General features: G+C 46.5%; 20 protein-coding genes. All 20 read left to right on the top strand.

Translation table 11 applies throughout. The features are described from left to right. Window positions 1–4 precede the first annotated feature (4 nt). The 20 genes from fliJ (at window position 5) to AR543_RS11410 (ending at window position 17,973) form a co-directional block, all read left to right on the top strand. Complete coding sequence (gene fliJ, locus AR543_RS11315) at window positions 5–448, top strand: flagellar export protein FliJ (RefSeq protein ID WP_060534438.1); 444 nt, start codon at window positions 5–7, stop codon at window positions 446–448. Between the two features lie 108 nt (window positions 449–556). Further along, on the top strand, window positions 557–1,537 hold the full coding sequence (locus AR543_RS11320; protein WP_060534440.1) for a magnesium transporter MgtE N-terminal domain-containing protein: 981 nt from the start codon (window positions 557–559) through the stop codon (window positions 1,535–1,537). Window positions 1,538–1,637: 100 nt separating this feature from the next. Continuing rightward, window positions 1,638–3,062 carry a flagellar hook-length control protein FliK gene (locus tag AR543_RS11325; protein ID WP_060534442.1) on the top strand — a complete coding sequence of 475 codons (1,425 nt, stop codon included), beginning with the start codon at window positions 1,638–1,640 and terminating at the stop codon, window positions 3,060–3,062. A gap of 22 nt (window positions 3,063–3,084) precedes the next feature. Further along, complete coding sequence (locus AR543_RS11330) at window positions 3,085–3,852, top strand: flagellar hook capping FlgD N-terminal domain-containing protein (RefSeq protein ID WP_060534444.1); 768 nt, start codon at window positions 3,085–3,087, stop codon at window positions 3,850–3,852. After that, entirely contained in the window at window positions 3,849–4,229 is a 381-nt protein-coding gene (locus AR543_RS11335) for a TIGR02530 family flagellar biosynthesis protein (RefSeq protein WP_060534446.1), read from the top strand. Before AR543_RS11330 ends, AR543_RS11335 begins: the two co-directional genes overlap by 4 nt. 96 nt (window positions 4,230–4,325) lie before the next feature. Continuing rightward, the gene (flgG, locus tag AR543_RS11340; RefSeq protein ID WP_060534448.1) at window positions 4,326–5,144 is read left to right on the top strand and encodes a flagellar basal body rod protein FlgG; all 819 of its coding nucleotides are present in this window, start codon (window positions 4,326–4,328) and stop codon (window positions 5,142–5,144) included. Window positions 5,145–5,217: 73 nt separating this feature from the next. Then, on the top strand, window positions 5,218–5,442 hold the full coding sequence (locus AR543_RS11345) for a flagellar FlbD family protein (RefSeq protein ID WP_060534450.1): 225 nt from the start codon (window positions 5,218–5,220) through the stop codon (window positions 5,440–5,442). Next, window positions 5,439–5,921 (top strand): flagellar basal body-associated FliL family protein, encoded by a 483-nt coding sequence (locus AR543_RS11350; RefSeq protein WP_060534452.1) that lies wholly within the window; start codon window positions 5,439–5,441, stop codon window positions 5,919–5,921. The genes AR543_RS11345 and AR543_RS11350 overlap by 4 nt, the downstream gene beginning before the upstream one ends. A 66-nt stretch (window positions 5,922–5,987) precedes the next feature. Further along, entirely contained in the window at window positions 5,988–6,986 is a 999-nt protein-coding gene (gene fliM, locus AR543_RS11355; RefSeq protein ID WP_060534453.1) for a flagellar motor switch protein FliM, read from the top strand. Continuing rightward, window positions 6,976–8,280: a flagellar motor switch phosphatase FliY gene (gene fliY, locus AR543_RS11360; RefSeq protein WP_060534454.1), complete on the top strand. Its 1,305-nt coding sequence runs from the start codon at window positions 6,976–6,978 to the stop codon at window positions 8,278–8,280. The genes fliM and fliY overlap by 11 nt, the downstream gene beginning before the upstream one ends. A 27-nt stretch (window positions 8,281–8,307) precedes the next feature. Continuing rightward, window positions 8,308–8,673: a response regulator gene (locus AR543_RS11365; protein ID WP_017813687.1), complete on the top strand. Its 366-nt coding sequence runs from the start codon at window positions 8,308–8,310 to the stop codon at window positions 8,671–8,673. Between the two features lie 33 nt (window positions 8,674–8,706). Next, window positions 8,707–9,216, top strand: a complete 510-nt coding sequence (locus AR543_RS11370) for a flagellar biosynthetic protein FliO (protein WP_227871896.1) — start codon at window positions 8,707–8,709, stop codon at window positions 9,214–9,216. After that, the gene (fliP, locus tag AR543_RS11375) at window positions 9,213–9,980 is read left to right on the top strand and encodes a flagellar type III secretion system pore protein FliP (RefSeq protein ID WP_060534456.1); all 768 of its coding nucleotides are present in this window, start codon (window positions 9,213–9,215) and stop codon (window positions 9,978–9,980) included. Before AR543_RS11370 ends, fliP begins: the two co-directional genes overlap by 4 nt. A gap of 36 nt (window positions 9,981–10,016) precedes the next feature. After that, window positions 10,017–10,286: a flagellar biosynthesis protein FliQ gene (gene fliQ, locus AR543_RS11380; protein ID WP_046215372.1), complete on the top strand. Its 270-nt coding sequence runs from the start codon at window positions 10,017–10,019 to the stop codon at window positions 10,284–10,286. Between the two features lie 11 nt (window positions 10,287–10,297). Continuing rightward, window positions 10,298–11,095, top strand: coding sequence for a flagellar biosynthetic protein FliR (gene fliR, locus AR543_RS11385; RefSeq protein ID WP_060534457.1), 798 nt, complete (start codon window positions 10,298–10,300; stop codon window positions 11,093–11,095). Window positions 11,096–11,119: 24 nt separating this feature from the next. After that, window positions 11,120–12,208: a flagellar biosynthesis protein FlhB gene (gene flhB, locus AR543_RS11390; protein WP_174703737.1), complete on the top strand. Its 1,089-nt coding sequence runs from the start codon at window positions 11,120–11,122 to the stop codon at window positions 12,206–12,208. A gap of 22 nt (window positions 12,209–12,230) precedes the next feature. Continuing rightward, the gene (gene flhA, locus AR543_RS11395; RefSeq protein WP_060534461.1) at window positions 12,231–14,264 is read left to right on the top strand and encodes a flagellar biosynthesis protein FlhA; all 2,034 of its coding nucleotides are present in this window, start codon (window positions 12,231–12,233) and stop codon (window positions 14,262–14,264) included. After that, entirely contained in the window at window positions 14,261–15,601 is a 1,341-nt protein-coding gene (gene flhF, locus AR543_RS11400) for a flagellar biosynthesis GTPase FlhF (protein ID WP_060534463.1), read from the top strand. Before flhA ends, flhF begins: the two co-directional genes overlap by 4 nt. Beyond that, on the top strand, window positions 15,598–16,488 hold the full coding sequence (locus AR543_RS11405) for a MinD/ParA family protein (RefSeq protein WP_060534465.1): 891 nt from the start codon (window positions 15,598–15,600) through the stop codon (window positions 16,486–16,488). The genes flhF and AR543_RS11405 overlap by 4 nt, the downstream gene beginning before the upstream one ends. A 27-nt stretch (window positions 16,489–16,515) precedes the next feature. Further along, entirely contained in the window at window positions 16,516–17,973 is a 1,458-nt protein-coding gene (locus tag AR543_RS11410) for a protein-glutamate methylesterase/protein-glutamine glutaminase (protein WP_060534467.1), read from the top strand. Window positions 17,974–17,976 lie beyond the last annotated feature (3 nt).

Below are 17,976 nucleotides of genomic sequence, written 5' to 3' on the forward strand. Positions count from 1 at the left end.
AGTAATGAATTTCCAGTATAACTTTCAAAAGGTTGTAGATATTAAATCAAGTGCTAAAAACCAGGCAGAGTGGATTTTGTCGACAGCATTGGGTGAGTTGCAGGCACAGGAACAATCACTGGATCAATTACTGGAAGATCAGAACCGCACACTGGAAGCGATCAATCAAGCGATCGAACAGTGTGCTCCTATATCGGAATTACAGGATATGCAGCGTTATATTGCGTACCTGGATCAGTGTATTGCCAAGAAAATATCGGATGTTCATCGTGCACAAGTCGATGTAGAACACAAAAAGCTTCATTTAACCGAGAAAATGGTCGATGAAAAGGTATGGCTTCAAGCCAAAGATAAAGCAAAAGCAAAATTCATGCAGGAACATATGCTGCGTGAGCAAAATGCACTGGATGAGATGGCGACTGTACGATTTGCAATGCAATCGAGATAGCACGCAATCTAAGCCATCCATGCAGCACCCGAATACTGAGAACGTAAATAACTTACTCTATCAGTAGCAGGGAATAATGAAGGATGTTTTTGCTCAAGGAGGATTACCGTGGCGAAGAAAAATCTGGATTTGGATGCCGATATGGAAAAGGAGTCCGGCGGACTCGGAAGATTACTTTTTATCGCTACTCCAATTCTGTTTACCCTTGTATTAGTAGGCGCAATCGTAATGTTGTTCAATACCAATTTGCGGGCCAGCATGTTTCAGACACTGGACAAAATTCCTATAGTGAAAAATTGGGTCCCATCTGCCGATAAAGGTAATAGCACAGATGTAGCATCCAATCAGAGTGAGAGTAATGCAGCTACTGTCGATCAATTGAAGCAGCAGCTGGACGAATCCAAAAAAGCACAGGCTACACAGGCAGCAGAGCTTAAAAAGCTTCAGGATCAGCTGAAAAGCCAGACGCCAGGAACAGCAGGGGCGACAACCGGTGCAGGAGCAACAGGCACTGGAGCGACTACAGGGACGGGTACAACGACTAACCCTGCAGCCGGGACAGCACCAACGGGTACGACCAATACGGTGACTACACCCACCGAGCAGGATAAGCAGCTGAAAAATCTGGCTAATGTCTATTCTGATATGAGTGCTTCCAAAGCAGCGGCCATTATGCAGAATATGACCACAGATGAACAGGTATTGATCTTCAGTAAAATGAATTCCCAGGATCAGGCAAGCATTTTGCAAAAGATGGACCCCAAAGTTGCAGCGGATACGTCACTTGCTTTGAAAAATGCAACCTCGGCAAGCCTGGCGGCCTTACAGACGACAACGGGCAGTACGCAGAAGGCAACACCAGCAGCCGGTTCCAAGCTGGATAATGAAGCATTGGCTCAGACATTTACCACTATGCCTCCCAACAGTGCAGCTTCATTGCTCCTGCAAACGGCAAAAGTCAGTCAGAGTAAAGTACTGCAGGTTCTGAATACAATGGATGATTCGACCAGAGCCAGCGTATTATCGGCTATGTCTACCGAAGATCCGGCAGGAACAGCCCAGATTCTCAATCGGTTAATGGCCAATTAACCTCACTAGGAGGTATCGGAATCATTTCCTATTCTAGCGAAAACAGTCATAAGCAGGAAGTCCTTCTTATTAAAATTTATGCTCCTGGAGGTGATAATATATGAGTATGATACTTCAAAACATGACAACCACAACAACAGCAGCAACAGCCAAAACACCAGGAGCAGCTTCGGCTGCCGGAACGACCAGTGCGGCAGGTGCAGGATTCAATCAAGCACTAACGTATGTAATGGGTTCCGCGGGTACAGCAGGCACAGCTGCAAATGTCACAACTGCCGGTCAGGTTTCTGCAGGAATTATTGGTTCTGCCGCTTCGCTGCTGGAGATGCTTCAACAAGCTATTTCCGGAGAGCAAGACAATACAGAAGGGACGCAGGGAGAGCAAGTAGAGAAAGTCGACAAGTTAATGGAAGATCTGCTCGGAAAGCTGGAAGATATGGATGCTTCCATTGTAAATGATCCTGCACTAATGCAGTCATTGCAAGCCTGGTTGGTTCAGGTACAGCAGGTGTTATCAGGAGATGGTGAAGCGCAACAGCAAGGAACAGACACTGCCCAGGCAGCGGCTGGACCACAAGCGGCGCAGCAGCCACTCACAGCTACACTGCCAGCAATCGCACAACAGCCGGAGACACTTCGGTTTGCAGTAGCGGATGCCGTATCACAGGTAGTTGATAAACTGCAGGCTGTTCAAAGCGGAACTCAGCAAGCTGATCCGAAGCTGGAACAACTGCTGAATAATCTTCAAAATGTATTGCAAAAATCCGGTGAATCCACAATGGGTCAATCGGGTGGACAAAACAGTAATCAGCAACAACAGTCCAACACACCATTTCAGGCGATTGCTGTACCGGATACGACAGCAGCAAGCACAACAGCCGTAACACCAACCGAAAATGCAGCTGAGAATGTAGAGCCGGTTACCGGTCAAACGCAGCATCAGGAACCTGTCATCGTAACAGCCGGTCAGCTGGCTATGAAAGCAGATGCCGCACCGCTGACGACAACTGCACCACCGCCTATGGTTAATGCTCAGAACTTTGCTCAGGATATGGGTAAATTTATCGTTAGCAAGTTTGATGTTCAGCAGCTGAACGGTGTATCTGAAGCCAAAATCATACTGAATCCCGAACATCTGGGACAGGTTGACGTCAAAATCACGATTCAGGATGGTCAGTTGATGGCTCAGTTTATTACCGAAAAGCATGGAGCCAAAGATATACTGGAGCAGCAAATGGCACAGCTTCGTTCAGCGCTTCAGGCACAGGGACTTCAGGTAGAAAAACTCGAAGTTACTCAAAGTTCTTCGCTACAATCCGATATATATAATGGAGGGCAAGGATTCCAGTCCGGTGCGGATCAACAACAGTCCGGTCGTCGTTCCAAGTCCAAGGAAGAACAAAACGGTGATGCTGTTATTGCAGCAGAGCTGGGTAATGAATTGAATGAATGGCGTGAAGAGCGAGTGAACTTGCGAGGTGCCAACAGAACTCCTTATGGCAGCACCTATGTAGCAAAAGCATAAAAAAGAAATAGAGGTGAATGCTTTGCCGAATTTGATTTCCACATCGAATACATGGCCCAACTATTCTGCGAATAACGTAAAAACAGCTGCATCGAAAGAAAAGTCCGAATTGGGACAAGATCAATTTATGGCTCTGTTGGTCGCTCAATTGAAAAACCAGGATCCGATGTCACCAATGGACAATTCACAGTTTATTGCTCAGATGGCTCAATTCTCCTCACTAACACAATTAACAAAAATCGGAGAAAAGCTTGATAATTTGAAAGGATCTGTCGATACATCATTAGGGGCTTCTTCAGAACTGATTGGCAAGAAGGTCACCTGGTTGAATGAAAAGACAGACAGCAAGACAGGCGAGAAGACATCCACTTACGAAACAGGCACTGTAGAAGGCATCGTAATGAAGGGTGGAGTACAGTACGCACAGGTAGGCGAAGATGCAGTTCCACTGACCTTGATTGCCAAAGTAGAGCCGGCAACAGCGAAGGGTACTGAAACCAAGCCTGCAGCAAGTGCAACCGACACGGCTGCGACTGCTCCGGCGGCAAGTACACCAGCATCTTCACCAGCCGAGAGCACAGCAACCGTACCGGCTACCGAGACACAGACAGATACACCAGCTTCAAGTAGTACAACTGCTCAACCGACAGCGACTGTGGAAGAAATAACTACTCCCGCTGCACCGGCGGCTGAATCAACCCAGACACCTGCTTCATCTACAGCTACTGAGGAGAACGATCAGAACGCTGAAGAAAGTACTACAGCAGCTCCAGAGGCTGCGGTGTCATGAGCGGCCCGATCCAGGTAGGCCAGCTATATCCGTCCAATGTTAATTCCGGATTGCTGGGACGCAGTAAAAATGCAACATCAGGTTCCAAACCGAATGAGTTTCAAAATATTCTGGATCAGAACCTGCTCAAGTTCAGCAATCATGCTTCCAAACGTTTGGAGCAAAGAGGAATACAATTCAGCAAGGAACAAATGAACAGCTTGAATCAGGCTATTGATAAAGCTGCTGCCAAAGGTTCCAAAGATTCTTTGATCTTGATGCAAAACAATGTCGCTCTGATCGTCAATGTGCCCAATAGGACCGTTGTTACCGCCATGGATGGCAACTCAATGAAAGATAATGTATTTACTCAAATTGATAGTGCTGTAATTATCTAATTCACTGGCAGGACCAGCAATGGAGAGCCAGGAGACTGCCGACCGACTGACGCAGTCTCAACCACCACATTATGTATTCATTAGGAGGAAATATTAATGTTAAGATCCATGTATTCCGGCGTATCAGGTATGAAAGGTTTTCAAACTAAACTGGACGTCATCGGTAACAACATCGCAAACGTAAATACAACTGGTTTCAAAAGCTCCCGTGTTATGTTCCAGGATATCCTGAGTCAAACAACCAAAGGGGTAACAGCTCCAACCGAAGGCGAGAGCGGCGGTGTGAATGCTCAGCAGGTAGGTCTGGGCGTAAAAACTTCTTCTATTGATACTCTTCACCTGGCAGGTAGCGCACAAACAACCAACAACCCGACAGACCTGCGTATTGATGGCGATGGATTCTTTGCAATCAAGCTCTCTGCGGATCAGGAAGTTCCTTATCTGACACGTGCCGGTGATTTCCATGTCGATGCTTCCCGCCAGCTGGTTACTTCCGACGGTGCATTTGTAGTCGATAATGGTGGAGCGCCAATTCAGATTGATGCGGATGCTGTTTCATTCAGTATTCAAAACAATGGTACGCTGCTGTATACCATGGCTGACGGTACGACTGCAGCCGGTCCTCAGCTGGGTATTGCAAAAGTAGTAAACCCGGGCGGTCTGGAGAAACTGGGTGGAAGCCTTTATCGTGTAACTCCGAATGCTAATCCAGATGGTACCGTTGAACTGCTGAACGGTGGAGATGCAGCGAGTGGCACAGGTGCTATCGTAGCCGGCCAACTGGAAATGTCCAACGTCGATCTGACAGGTGAATTTACCGAGATGATCGTTGCACAACGTGGTTTCCAGGCGAACTCCCGTATCATTACGACTTCTGATGAAATTCTGCAGGAAGTTGTTAACCTGAAACGATAATCTAGACAGCTAGAGGGAGGATAACATCTTCTCCCTCTTCTTAAATAGCAAGTAACCTTCAAGGAGGGGTAGTATGATCCCTGTCACGCGGCTTAATGGTTCTCCCATGTGGGTTAATGCCCTGCTGATTGAAATGGTAGAAGAAACGCCTGATACCTACATCACTCTAATTACAGGCAAGCGTATGATTGTATTGGAAAAGGCGGCACAAGTGACGAGTCTGGTTCAAGAATACAATAAAAGTATAGGCACACTTACTGGAACAATTAAGGTGCAGCATATGGAGGAATTGGAATGAAAAAGTTACTACCCTGGATAATCAGCGGGGTATTGGCACTGGGTTTGATTGGTGTTGTCGCTTATTTCCTAATGGGTAATGTATTTGGAGACAAGACACCAACAACTGCTGCCGAAGCCGCGGCGGCCGAGAAAGCCAAATTGGAGAGTATGACAGCAACCGAGATTGCCGCTGTATCATCAGACATCACAGACATGACAACCAATCTGGCAGACCCTTCCTACGTGGTGAAAATCAGCTTTTCGTTTCAACTGGCTGATGAAGATGCCAAAGCAAACTTTGATCTGATCAAAGATCTGAAAATCAAGCCGATTATCGTAAGAACCCTGGCAGATACCAATCCGGATGAGCTCAATAGTGCCAAAGGCATTGACCAACTGGATGCCAAATTGCTCAAATTGATCAACAGTGCATTACCTGCTGAAGGTGGCAAGCTGATAGACGTACAAGTATCCGACCGCATCGTAAGTTCCATTTAATAGAGAAAGCTGGAATCAACCTAATCTTAGCAACAAATCAATTTACAATCGTAAGGGGGTGAGATTATGGTAGATGTATTATCCCAAGGAGAGATTGATGCCCTTTTAGCGGCACTTTCTTCCGGGGAAATGGATGCGGAGGAACTTAAAAAGGAAGAAACCCAGAAAAAGGTCAGAGTATACGATTTTAAACGGGCAGTCCGTTTTTCCAAAGATCATATCCGTAGCTTGACACGGATTCATGAGAACTTTGCGCGTTATCTGACTACTTATTTCTCGGCACAGCTTCGTACTTTTGTACAGATCAGTGTAGTTCAGGTTGAACAGCTTCCTTATGACGAATTTATACGTTCTATTCCGAAAATGACGATCTTGAACATTTTTGAAGCAGAACCGCTTGAAGGGCGGATGGTACTGGAAGTTCATCCGAATATTGCGTTTGCCATGCTGGATCGCCTGCTTGGCGGTACAGGGACCGCACCTTCCAAAATTAATGCGTTGACTGAAATCGAGACAACGATCATTGAGCGTGTATTCAGCCGAACATTCGAAAGCCTGCAGGAAGCGTGGAAAACAGTTATCGATCTGTCTCCACGAATGGAAGCACTGGAGACGAACCCGCAGTTTATGTCACTGGTGTCTCCCAACGAGACGATTGCCCTGATCTCGCTGAGTACCAAAATCGGCGATACGACAGGGATGATCAACCTTTGTATTCCGCATGTTGTTATTGAACCGATCATGACCAAACTTTCTGCACACCACTGGTTTGTTTCCCAGAAGAAAGAGCCAGCAGCAGAAGAAGTGGAAGCACTTCAATATCGTGTAAACCGTGCCCAGCTGCCGATTATTGCAGAGCTTGGGGATTCCCGTTTATCTATTCAGGAGTTTTTGAGCTTATCGGTGGGCGATGTGATTTCACTTAATAAACCGGTACATGATTCATTATCCATAAAAGTAGGCAACCAGCTTAAATTTATAGGAAGCCCGGGTATGATCAAAGACCGGGTAGCCGTTCAGATTGACGAGATCGTCAGTGAAGGAGTGGAAGAAGTTGACGAGTAAAGATTATTTGTCACAGGAAGAGATTGACGCTTTGCTCAAGCAGTCATCCGGTGATGATGACAGCGCAGCATCAGGAACTTCGGGTAAGAGCGTAGATGATTTTCTGACTCCGCTGGAACAGGATGCCCTCGGAGAAATCGGAAATATTACATTTGGTAGTGCAGCGACTGCATTATCTACCCTGCTGGGACAAAAAGTCGATATTACGACTCCACAGGTAGGAATCATTACCCGTACCGAATTTGAAAATGAATTTCCCAAGCCGCATGTAGCGGTTCACGTAGAGTATGTGGATGGATTCCAGGGAATCAATTCCCTCGTTATCCAGACACGTGATGCTCAGGTGATCGCAGACTTGATGCTCGGAGGTGAAGGCCATCCCAAGGACGAAGAGTTGAATGAGATTCATGTCAGCGCCGTACAGGAAGCGATGAACCAGATGATGGGTTCATCTGCCACTTCGATGTCGACCATTTTCAACCGTTTCGTTAATATCTCACCACCAGGAATTGATATTCTGGATGTAAGCAATGATCAGGGTGTAAGCATGCTGCCGGCTGAAGAGACACTTATCAAAATCTCTTTCCGCCTGCTGATCGGTGATCTGATTGATTCCACCATCATGCAGCTGATCACTGTTGAATTTGCCAAATACATGGTAGATATTCTGATCAATGGCGGCGAAGAGGCAGTTGCAGAACAACCTGCTGCCAGTACGCCGGCACCAGCAGCTCCTCCACAGGCAGCAGCACCGCAGGCAGCAATGCCTCCACAGCAAGCTCCTGAGCAGCCTGCAGCGCCTCCTATGATGCCGCCGCAGGGTATGCCTCCTTATGGACAACAACCGCCATATGGCATGCCTGATCAGCCTTATCCGCAGTATCCTCCATATCCGTATCCTCCGGGTTACGGTATGCCGCCGCAGCCATATCCGCAGGCGCCACAGCATTACGGCGCACCGGCAGGCAGAGAGGTTAATGTTCAACCGGTTCAATTTGCTAACTTCGGCGCAGGAGCTGCTCCTAACCTGGATGAAAATAATTTGAACTTATTAATGGACATACCACTCAAAGTCACCGTAGAATTAGGAAGGACCCAACGGCAAATTAAAGATATACTCGAATTGTCCCAGGGAGCCATTATCGAACTGGACAAATTGGCAGGGGAACCGGTAGACATCCTGGTTAACAACAAACTGATCGCCAAAGGCGAAGTTGTCGTTATTGATGAAAACTTTGGTGTCCGTGTCACAGATATCGTAAGCCAGTGGGACCGAATTCAAAAAATACAATAATGATCACTCAGGGAGGATTTTAAATCAATGGCAAACCGAATTCTTATCGTGGATGATGCAGCTTTTATGAGAATGATGATCCGGGATATTTTAACTAAAAATGGATATGAAGTTGTAGGAGAAGCTCAAGACGGAGCACAGGCAGTAGAGAAATTCAAAGAACTTCGTCCAGACCTCGTTACCATGGATATCACGATGCCCGAGATGGATGGCATTGCTGCACTGAAAGAAATCAAAAAAATGGATGGCGGAGCTAAAGTAATCATGTGCTCAGCGATGGGTCAGCAGGCTATGGTTATCGACGCTATTCAAGCAGGAGCCAAAGATTTCATCGTAAAACCTTTCCAGGCTGATCGTGTTATTGAAGCGATTAGCAAAACGCTCGGAGTATAGGAGAATATTCCCATGTCAGGTTCAGCAGCCACAATGGGAGGAACAGGCGATTATATCCTAAACCTAGTTTGGGTTATAATCGTCTTGGCTGTAATAATAGGCCTAATTATTTTACTGCTCCGGTTCCTGGGCAGGAAAAATCAAACCTGGTTGTCCCGCCGTGCCATCCGCACTATAGGCGGGGTAGCTATGGGCCCAAACAAGTCGTTACAGGTGATTGAAATTGGCAACAGCGTCTATCTGATCGGTGTAGGAGAGGATATCAATCTTGTGGATAAAATCTCTGATCCTGAAGAGGCAGAACTGATTATAAGCTCTTTTCAATCCGAATCGGTGGACCAGAACAATATTCTGACTCCGCTAATCTCCAAACTCAGCAACCGTTTCCGTCCTAAGTCTTCCGTGCAGGAAGAAGAAATTGGTGATACGGATGCTTTCCAGGAAGTGTTTGAAAGCAAACTGCGCCAGATTCCGAATCGCCGGCAGAAGATGGAAAAGCTGCTGAAAGAGGAAGATTCTACAGATCGGTCGAGGGATTCATGAAAAAAAAGCTGATATTCACCTTTATGATGCTTTTTCTAGTTAGCTTCTTATCGGTTCACCCTATATTTGCTGCAACAGCTGATCCGATACCGAATATTGATATTCAGATCGGAAATAATGATAGTGCAGCAGATGGCCCGGCGACCAGCTCGCTGTCTATTTTGCTTTTGATTACACTCATCAGCATTGCGCCATCTTTTCTGGTATTAATGACCAGTTTTACACGTATTGTGATTGTGCTCAGCTTTGTCCGGACTTCACTAGGGACTAACCAGATGCCTCCCAATCAGGTACTGGTAGGGCTGGCTTTATTTTTAACCATCTTTATTATGTCGCCGACTTTATCCCAGATGAACCAGACGGCTTTGCAGCCTTATCTGCAGGGCGATATTAATCAGACGCAGGCTTTGAAGGCAGCGGAAAAGCCAATCAAGGAATTCATGTTCAAGCATACGAGAGAAAAGGATTTACTACTTTTTCTGGAATACACCGGTACAGCCAAACCCAAGAATGTACAGGATATTCCGCTGACGGTTATGGTCCCTTCTTATGCAATCAGTGAACTGAAAACTGCTTTTCAGATGGGCTTTATGGTCTTTATCCCCTTTCTTGTCATCGACATCGTAGTTGCGAGCGTTTTGATGGCCATGGGTATGATGATGCTACCACCTGTAATGATTTCACTTCCTTTCAAAATTTTACTATTCGTACTGGTCGATGGCTGGTATCTTATCGTCAAGTCGCTATTGATTAGTTTTAATTAGTGCAGCACCCAAACACCTGATTAAGGGAGGTAAATCATGAGTTCGGAGTTTATCATCGGTATGGCAGGACAAGCGGTATACACCGTCTTAAAAATCAGTGCACCGATGCTTATTCTGGGACTTGTAGTCGGTCTGGTTGTGAGTATTTTCCAGGCAACTACCCAGATCCAGGAGCAAACTCTTGCCTTTGTACCTAAAATCGTAGCTGTAATGCTCGCACTGCTGTTATTTGGTCCATGGATATTGACAGTAATGGTTGATTACACTGGCGATATCCTGGGCAATCTGTACAAATACATTGGTTAGGCTGATTGCTTATGGAGACACTGCTACAAAGTTTTCCTGTTTTTTTGCTTGTTTTTTGTCGAATGACCGCTTTTTTTGTAATATCACCTATTTTTTCATCGAGAAGCGTACCTAACACCTTTAAAATAGGCATCGCTTTTTTTATCTCTCTTTTGATTTACCTGATCAAGGGAACATCAGTCACTATACCGGAAGAAATCGGGCTGTATGTGCTGCTGGTGCTTCGTGAAGTAATGATAGGCCTTTTACTTGGGTATGTCGCTTATCTGATGTTCACAGTTATTCAGATGGCAGGCTCGTTTATCGATATTCAGACAGGTTTTGGTATCGCGAGTGTATTTGATCCTTTGACCGGAGCTTCGGCACCGATGATCGGTAACTTCAAATATATGTTCGCAATCCTGCTGTTCCTGAGTATGAATGGTCACCATTATCTAATCCAATCGGTATTATACAGTTATGATTGGATACCGCTTGATGCCGAGATCATGAGTAAAATGATGAATGGTTCGATCAGCGAATTCTTGATACGGACATTCAGCAACTCCTTTATGATTGCTTTTCAGATGGCTGCACCGATCGTAGTCGCCATGTTCCTGACGGATGTGGGACTGGGATTTCTGGCACGGAGTGCTCCCCAGTTTAATATTTTCGTAATCGGGGTACCGGTCAAAATCATTATAGGACTGTTCATGCTGATGCTGCTGACACCGAGTTTTGCTTTTATATTTGAACATTTGTTTGGACAGCTGTTTCAGGCCATGCAGTCTTTGCTCAAAGTAATGGGTACGACACCACAATCCAAGTAGACTTCGAAGAAAGGAGGCAGTCCATTGGCATTCAGGTTACGTATGAATCTGCAGTTGTTCTCCGGTGAGAAGACCGAGGAGGCAACACCCCAGAAGCGCAGGGAGACCCGTAAAAAAGGGCAGGTTGCCAAAAGTATGGATATACCAGGAGCAGCAATCATGCTGGGTGGGATATTCTGCTTGCTTATGTTTAATGATTTTTATATGAAACGTATTACCTGGCTATTCACGGATGCCTTCATTCATCGCATGTCTACAGACGTAACGATTGCCAACATTATGCAAATGCTGGGACAATATGCGATACAGATTTTACTGCTGCTTGCTCCCGTTTTCGGTATTGTGGTTGTACTGGCTCTGGCAGCCAGCTATGCGCAGGTAGGCTTCCTGCTTACAGGAGAGCCGATTATGCCCAAATTCAGCAAGCTGGACCCTATCAAAGGATTTAAAAATATTGTATCCATACGATCAGCGGTAGAGTTTGTTAAATCGGTACTGAAAATGAGTGTTATTGGATATCTGGTGTATACAACCCTAAATGGAGCACTGCACGAAATTTCCAAAACAGCGTATATGTCAGTGGAAGCTATTCTTCATTTTGCTGGCGGACTGACAGTTAATCTTGGAATCAAAGTAGGCGTTGCTTTATTCATACTCGCTATTTTTGACTATATGTATCAGCGTTATGAGCATAACAAAGGAATCCGGATGTCCAAGCAGGATATCAAGGACGAATACAAAAAATCGGAAGGGGATCCGTTGATAAAAGGTAAAATTCGTGAGCGGCAGCGCCGAATGGCGATGCAGCGCATGATGCAGGAAGTTCCTAATGCCGATGTTATTATTACCAATCCGACTCACTTTGCAGTTGCTTTGAAATATGACAATTCGCAAATGGCTGCACCGCAGGTAATCGCAAAAGGGCAGGATCACATGGCATTACGAATCAGAGAAGTAGCCAAACAGAACCGTGTAGTCATTATGGAAAATAAACCCTTGGCACGGGCACTGTTTGCCAGAACCGAAATTGGGGAGTCCATACCCGCAGATTTGTTCCAGGCTGTAGCGGAAGTACTCGCTTATGTATACAAAGTCAGAGGTAAAACAAAGTAAGGGATCGGAGGGCTGAATAACATTGAAGAAAAAAGACCTGGTTGTCCTTGTAGGCGTTATTGGAATTATTATGATGATGATTCTTCCGATCCCGGCATGGCTGCTCGACGTATTGCTCATCATCAATATCTCACTGGCAATGATTATTTTGCTGATTGCGATGAATACCAAGGAAGCGCTGGAATTTTCCATATTCCCGGCAATGCTGTTGATTACAACCTTATTCCGCCTGGCGCTTAACATATCGACAACCAAACTGATTCTTGGAGAAGGTGAAGCGGGATCGGTTGTTGCTACGTTCGGTAGCTGGGTAGCCGGTGGACAGATCGCAGTAGGCTTTATCGTTTTCCTGATTCTGGTTATTGTTCAGTTTATCGTTATTACCAAAGGTTCGGAACGGGTTGCAGAGGTAGGCGCTCGCTTTACACTCGACGCTATGCCCGGGAAGCAAATGAGTATCGATGCGGATTTGAATGCAGGTCTGATCAACGAACAACAAGCCAGAGAACGACGCAGCAAAATCGAACGTGAAGCCGATTTTTATGGTGCAATGGATGGTGCGAGTAAGTTCGTTAAAGGGGATGCTATTGCAGGTATTATTATCCTCCTGATCAACTTGATTGGTGGATTTATTATTGGGATAGCGATTCATGGAATGGCATTCGCTGATGCTCTTTCGACGTATTCCATTTTGACAATCGGTGATGGTCTGGTGAGTCAGATTCCGGCGCTGCTTATTTCTACAGCGGCAGGTCTGATTGTTACCCGTGCATCTTCCGAAGGCAATTTGGCTGATGATATTACCAAGCAGCTGTTTTCATATCCAACCCTGCTGTACATTGTAGCAGGTGTAATTACGATGCTGGGTCTGTTTACACCGATTCACTTTATCACGACTTTCCCGCTGGCGATTCTGCTGTTTATTGCGGCTCGCCGGATGCAGGCAAATCTGACCAAAAAAATGGTGGAAGCAGAACAACATGAAGAAGAACAACAGATCGAAGAAGTTCGCAGTCCGGAAAGTGTAATCAATTTGCTACAGATCGATCCAATCGAATTCGAATTTGGTTATGGATTGATCCCACTCGCAGATACACAGCAGGGCGGAGATTTGCTTGATCGTATTATTATGATTCGTCGTCAATGCGCACTGGAACTGGGTCTTGTGGTCCCTGTTATTCGTATTCGCGACAATATTCAGTTGAAACCAAATGAATATGTAATCAAAATTAAAGGAAATATTGTAGGCGGTGGTGAATTATTACTGAATCACTACCTGGCCATGAGTCCTGGTTTTGATGATGATTCTATTACAGGCATAGAGACTTTGGAACCAGCATTTGGTCTGCCTGCGCTGTGGATTGACGAATTAACCAAAGATCGTGCTGAATTGTCCGGCTATACGGTAGTCGATCCACCTTCGGTGGTAGCTACGCATCTGACCGAGCTGATCAAAAAGCATTCCCACGAACTGCTGGGACGTCAGGAGACGCGCTCTCTGGTCGACAATCTGCGTGAAAACTACCCTGTACTGGTAGATGAACTGATTCCTTCTGTATTGACCGTAGGTGATATCCAGAAAGTATTGGTTAAATTATTAAAAGAGAAAATATCCATTCGCGACATGGTAACCATTTTCGAAACACTGGCAGATTATGGAGCTTACACCAAAGATCCGGATGTGCTGACCGAATATGTGCGTCAATCCCTGTCACGCCAGATTACACAGCAGTTTACCAGCCAGGGCGAGACGCTGCGCGTTATTACGGTCGGTCCTAACCTGGAAAAGAAAATTGCAGAAAGTGTACAGCAGTCCGAGCAGGGTACCTATCTTGCGCTGGATCCTGTTTCGACACAGTCGATGTATCAGAAGATCAACGAGCAGGTGAATCGTCTGCTCCAAATGGGACAACAGCCTGTTGTATTGACTTCACCGGCAATTCGTATGTATCTGCGTCAGTTGATTGAACGTACCATGCAGGATATACCCGTTTTATCCTATAGCGAACTGGAACCGAATGTTGAAATTCAAAGTGTCGGGGTGGTGAACTTATGAGAGTAAAACGCTATATCGTGGATACGATGCCGGATGCCATGTTAAAGATCCGCACGGATCTGGGCAGTGATGCCGTCATATTGAGCACCAAGGAATTGAAAACCGGCGGATTTCTGGGCATGTTCCAAAAGAAAAAAATCGAAGTTATCGCTGCAGTGGAAAAAGAACAGGTCCAGGAAGCACCCAAAGCGAAGCCTGAGCCTGTAGCTGCAGCAGCGGCAACTCCTGTTCCCAAAAAAGCCGTTCCGGATGCTTATCGCAAATCCAGTCAGGCTTTTGCAGAATCCATGCGACAGGCACTTGCAGCAGATCAGCCTGAGCCTGTATCAGCGGCACCGGCAGCGGTATCTCCATTGCCGGAAGAGCAGCCTTTTGTACCCGAGGTAGCCAGTACGAGATTACAGCATATTCAGGCTGCAGCAGCTACCGTGGCCAGTCCAGCAGCAGATCTGACCGAGCAGATGTCCGAACAGCGTCTGTTTGAGGAGCTGCGCCAGATGAAGCAGATGATGGCTGATCTTACACGGGACAAGGAACGAGCCGAACTCCCGGAACCGCTGCATCAACTGATGAATCAGCTTAAATCGCAGGGAATTGAACAGACACTGCTCGATTTGTGGATGGATCGTATTGTAGAGCAATCTGCAGATCTGGAGTCTATGACTGCAATGGAGGCCAAATCGGCAGCCAAAGCACAGATTGAGCAGTTTACCGAATCACGAATTGGTGGAGGTATCGCTGCGGAGACCCGTATCGTATATATTGCCGGCCCAACAGGAGTAGGCAAAACCACCACCATCGCCAAACTTGCTGCCGAGCAGCTGTTTAAATACAAACGCAAAGTAGGATTTATTACGTCGGATACGTATCGCATATCGGCAGTAGAACAGCTGAGAACCTACGCTTCGATCCTTGGTGTGCCGCTGGAAGTGGCGCAGTCACCGGGAGATTTGCAGCGAGCTCTGCAGCGTCTAGCCGAGTGTGATCTGATCCTGATGGATACAGCAGGGCGCAATTACAGAAATGAGCTGCTTGTCTCTGAATTGCAGAGCTTGCTGGCTCCGCTGGAACAAAGTGAAACGTATCTGGTACTGGCATTAACTTCCAAAACCGAAGATATGCGCACAATCACTGACCATTTCAGCAAATATCCACTGGATAAAGTTATTTTTACCAAAGCTGATGAGACAGGAAGCTATGGTGCGCTGTTTAACTTGCTGCAGGATCATCCGCTGCGTCTGTCCTACATGACCAATGGACAGAATGTGCCGGATGATCTGCTTATGCCAAGTCCTGATTTTCTAGCAAATCTGTTATTGGGAGAAATCCTGCCATGATGGACCAGGCCCAATCGTTAAGAAACCTGATGTCTGCCAAAGCCAAAGCTCTTGAAGCTCCTGAACGCGGTGCGGGAAACGCCAAATTTGTTGCCGTAACAAGTGGGAAAGGTGGTGTAGGCAAGTCAAATTTCACATTGAATTTTGCACTTGCTCTGCAGCGTCTTGGACGCAAGGTTCTTGTATTCGATGCGGATATAGGAATGGCAAATATCGATGTTTTGATGGGTGTACGTTCAAAATACAATCTCTCGCATTTGTTGAGCGGGGAAAAACAGATTGATGAAATTATTGAAAAAGGCGCAGGTTCATTGCCATATATTGCCGGTGGATCGGGCTTAAATTCATTATTTTCTCTCTCTGAGAAAGATTTAGTTTACTTTACTACTCAAATTCAAAAAATTGCTGCCGATATGGATTATATCCTGTTTGATACAGGAGCGGGACTTTCGAAGGAAACTTTGCAGTTTATCATGTCGGCTGATGAATGTATTGTGGTCACAACTCCGGAGCCAACAGCGATCACCGATGCTTATGCTTTGATCAAAGTGGTCTACGGAATGGAAGAGAGCACAAACTTCAAACTGGTAGTCAATCGGGCAGAGAGTCAAAAGGAAGCGGTGCAAACCTCCGATAAAATCAGGCTGGTCACCAGCCGCTTTCTGAATCTCGAAATTCCGATGCTGGGATTTGTAAGCGATGATTCCCATGTCAGTCAGTCGGTAAAAAAGCAGGTCCCTTTTTCAATCCATGCTCCTGGATGTCACGCTTCAAGGGACATTCAAAACCTGGCGATGCAATATGTGGTTTCACCGGATGCACATCAGGAAGGAAGCTTAACAGGAATCAAAGGATTTATACAGAAATGGATGCGGCGTACTAAATGATTCTGTAGGGACAGAGGTGCTATCACTATGGCAACTTATAAAGTACTGGTTGTAGACGACTCCCCGTTCATGCGAAAAATTGTTTCTGACTTGATTGAGGCTGACGCTACTTTCCAGGTAATTGACACAGCAAATAACGGGCTCGAAGCGACCCAGAAAGTTATGGAGCTTAAACCCGATGTAGTTACAATGGATGTTGAGATGCCGGAGATGAACGGCCTGGAAGCGCTGAAAGTTATTATGGCCCAGCGTCCCGTTCCGGTAATTATGTTATCCGGTATTAACGAGCAGGGGATGCGAGAGACGATTATGGCGCTGGAGAATGGTGCCTTTGACTTTATCCGCAAGCCGTCTGTCAGTAATTCGCAGGATATCGAAGAAGTGGGACAGCAGCTGCTGAGACAGCTTAATACGGCTGTACACGTATTGGAAAGACGCCGCAAGCGGGCGGAACAGAAAACCATGGCGGCTGACGCTGCTCCGTCGCCATCCCTGCCGGAAGTTGAGAAGAAACGCGAAGCAAGCATTGCTCCTCCGCCTTCTCAGGCAGCGCCTCAAAAGAGCAAACCATCTATCGAAGATTCTTCCCGGCGTCCTCAGCCGGGCACTCTGAATCCGCCGCCTGCCGGCAGACCTGCACCACCGCTTAACAACCGTTTGGCCCGGCCTGGACGCAGTGAAGATCCAAACCCATCCAGACCGGCTGTACCTCCAAAAACTGTAGAGCCGCGGTCAGCTGCAGCGAGTCCTCTCAAACCAGCTGAGCCTAAAGTGCCAAAACCACCGTCTGCACCAGCAAACCCATTAACGCGTAAAGAGCCTGAGAAGCCTTCTGTGCCATCTTCGTCCTCTTCTGCGTCTTCTGGCCCTATTGTGGGTAAAACGTCCCATACAGACGTTACTGCAGCGTCTATTGGCAAACTGGTAGCTGTAGGCTGCTCAACAGGCGGCCCTAGAGCACTGAAAAGCTTTCTTGAAAAGATCCCAGCGAATTTCCCGGCGCCTATCGTGATCGTACAGCATATGCCGCCGAACTTTACCCGATCTCTTGCTCAGCGGCTGAACAGCCTGAGTCAGATTACGGTAGTGGAAGCCGAACAGGGAATGCCGCTTCAGCCAGGGACCGCTTATATTGCACCCGGAGGTTATCATATGACAGTCGTTCGCAGTCAGGGCGGCTATCGTATCCAGCTCACACAGGAGCCTCCACGCAACGGGCATCGTCCTTCTGTGGATACGCTTTTTGCCTCAATCCGTCCATTCTCCGATCTGCAGCGATACGCTGTCATCATGACGGGAATGGGAAGCGATGGCGCAAAGGAAATGAAAAATTTATATGACAGTGGGGTAATCCCTACCTTCGCAGAAAACGAAGATACCTGTGTTGTGTACGGAATGCCGCGATCGGCTGTAGAGCTTGGATGTGTAAACCACCTCCTGCCATTACCTGAAATTGCGCCTAAACTTGTACAAATCGTTAAATAGCTT

The sequence above is a fragment of the Paenibacillus bovis genome, assembly GCF_001421015.2.
GTDB lineage: Bacteria > Bacillota > Bacilli > Paenibacillales > Paenibacillaceae > Saccharibacillus > Saccharibacillus bovis.

Bases quoted from the DNA above. Each gene is read 5' to 3' on its own strand.
- fliJ (WP_060534438.1), top strand. From the start codon at position 5: ATGAATTTCCAGTATAACTTTCAAAAGGTTGTAGATATTAAATCAAGT.
- fliP (WP_060534456.1), top strand. From the start codon at position 9,213: ATGAAAAAAAAGCTGATATTCACCTTTATGATGCTTTTTCTAGTTAGC.
- AR543_RS11370 (WP_227871896.1), top strand. From the start codon at position 8,707: ATGGGAGGAACAGGCGATTATATCCTAAACCTAGTTTGGGTTATAATC.
- fliR (WP_060534457.1), top strand. From the start codon at position 10,298: ATGGAGACACTGCTACAAAGTTTTCCTGTTTTTTTGCTTGTTTTTTGT.
- flgG (WP_060534448.1), top strand. From the start codon at position 4,326: ATGTTAAGATCCATGTATTCCGGCGTATCAGGTATGAAAGGTTTTCAA.
- AR543_RS11410 (WP_060534467.1), top strand. From the start codon at position 16,516: ATGGCAACTTATAAAGTACTGGTTGTAGACGACTCCCCGTTCATGCGA.
- AR543_RS11405 (WP_060534465.1), top strand. From the start codon at position 15,598: ATGATGGACCAGGCCCAATCGTTAAGAAACCTGATGTCTGCCAAAGCC.
- flhF (WP_060534463.1), top strand. From the start codon at position 14,261: ATGAGAGTAAAACGCTATATCGTGGATACGATGCCGGATGCCATGTTA.
- AR543_RS11365 (WP_017813687.1), top strand. From the start codon at position 8,308: ATGGCAAACCGAATTCTTATCGTGGATGATGCAGCTTTTATGAGAATG.
- AR543_RS11350 (WP_060534452.1), top strand. From the start codon at position 5,439: ATGAAAAAGTTACTACCCTGGATAATCAGCGGGGTATTGGCACTGGGT.
- AR543_RS11325 (WP_060534442.1), top strand. From the start codon at position 1,638: ATGAGTATGATACTTCAAAACATGACAACCACAACAACAGCAGCAACA.
- AR543_RS11335 (WP_060534446.1), top strand. From the start codon at position 3,849: ATGAGCGGCCCGATCCAGGTAGGCCAGCTATATCCGTCCAATGTTAAT.
- AR543_RS11345 (WP_060534450.1), top strand. From the start codon at position 5,218: ATGATCCCTGTCACGCGGCTTAATGGTTCTCCCATGTGGGTTAATGCC.
- fliQ (WP_046215372.1), top strand. From the start codon at position 10,017: ATGAGTTCGGAGTTTATCATCGGTATGGCAGGACAAGCGGTATACACC.
- fliM (WP_060534453.1), top strand. From the start codon at position 5,988: ATGGTAGATGTATTATCCCAAGGAGAGATTGATGCCCTTTTAGCGGCA.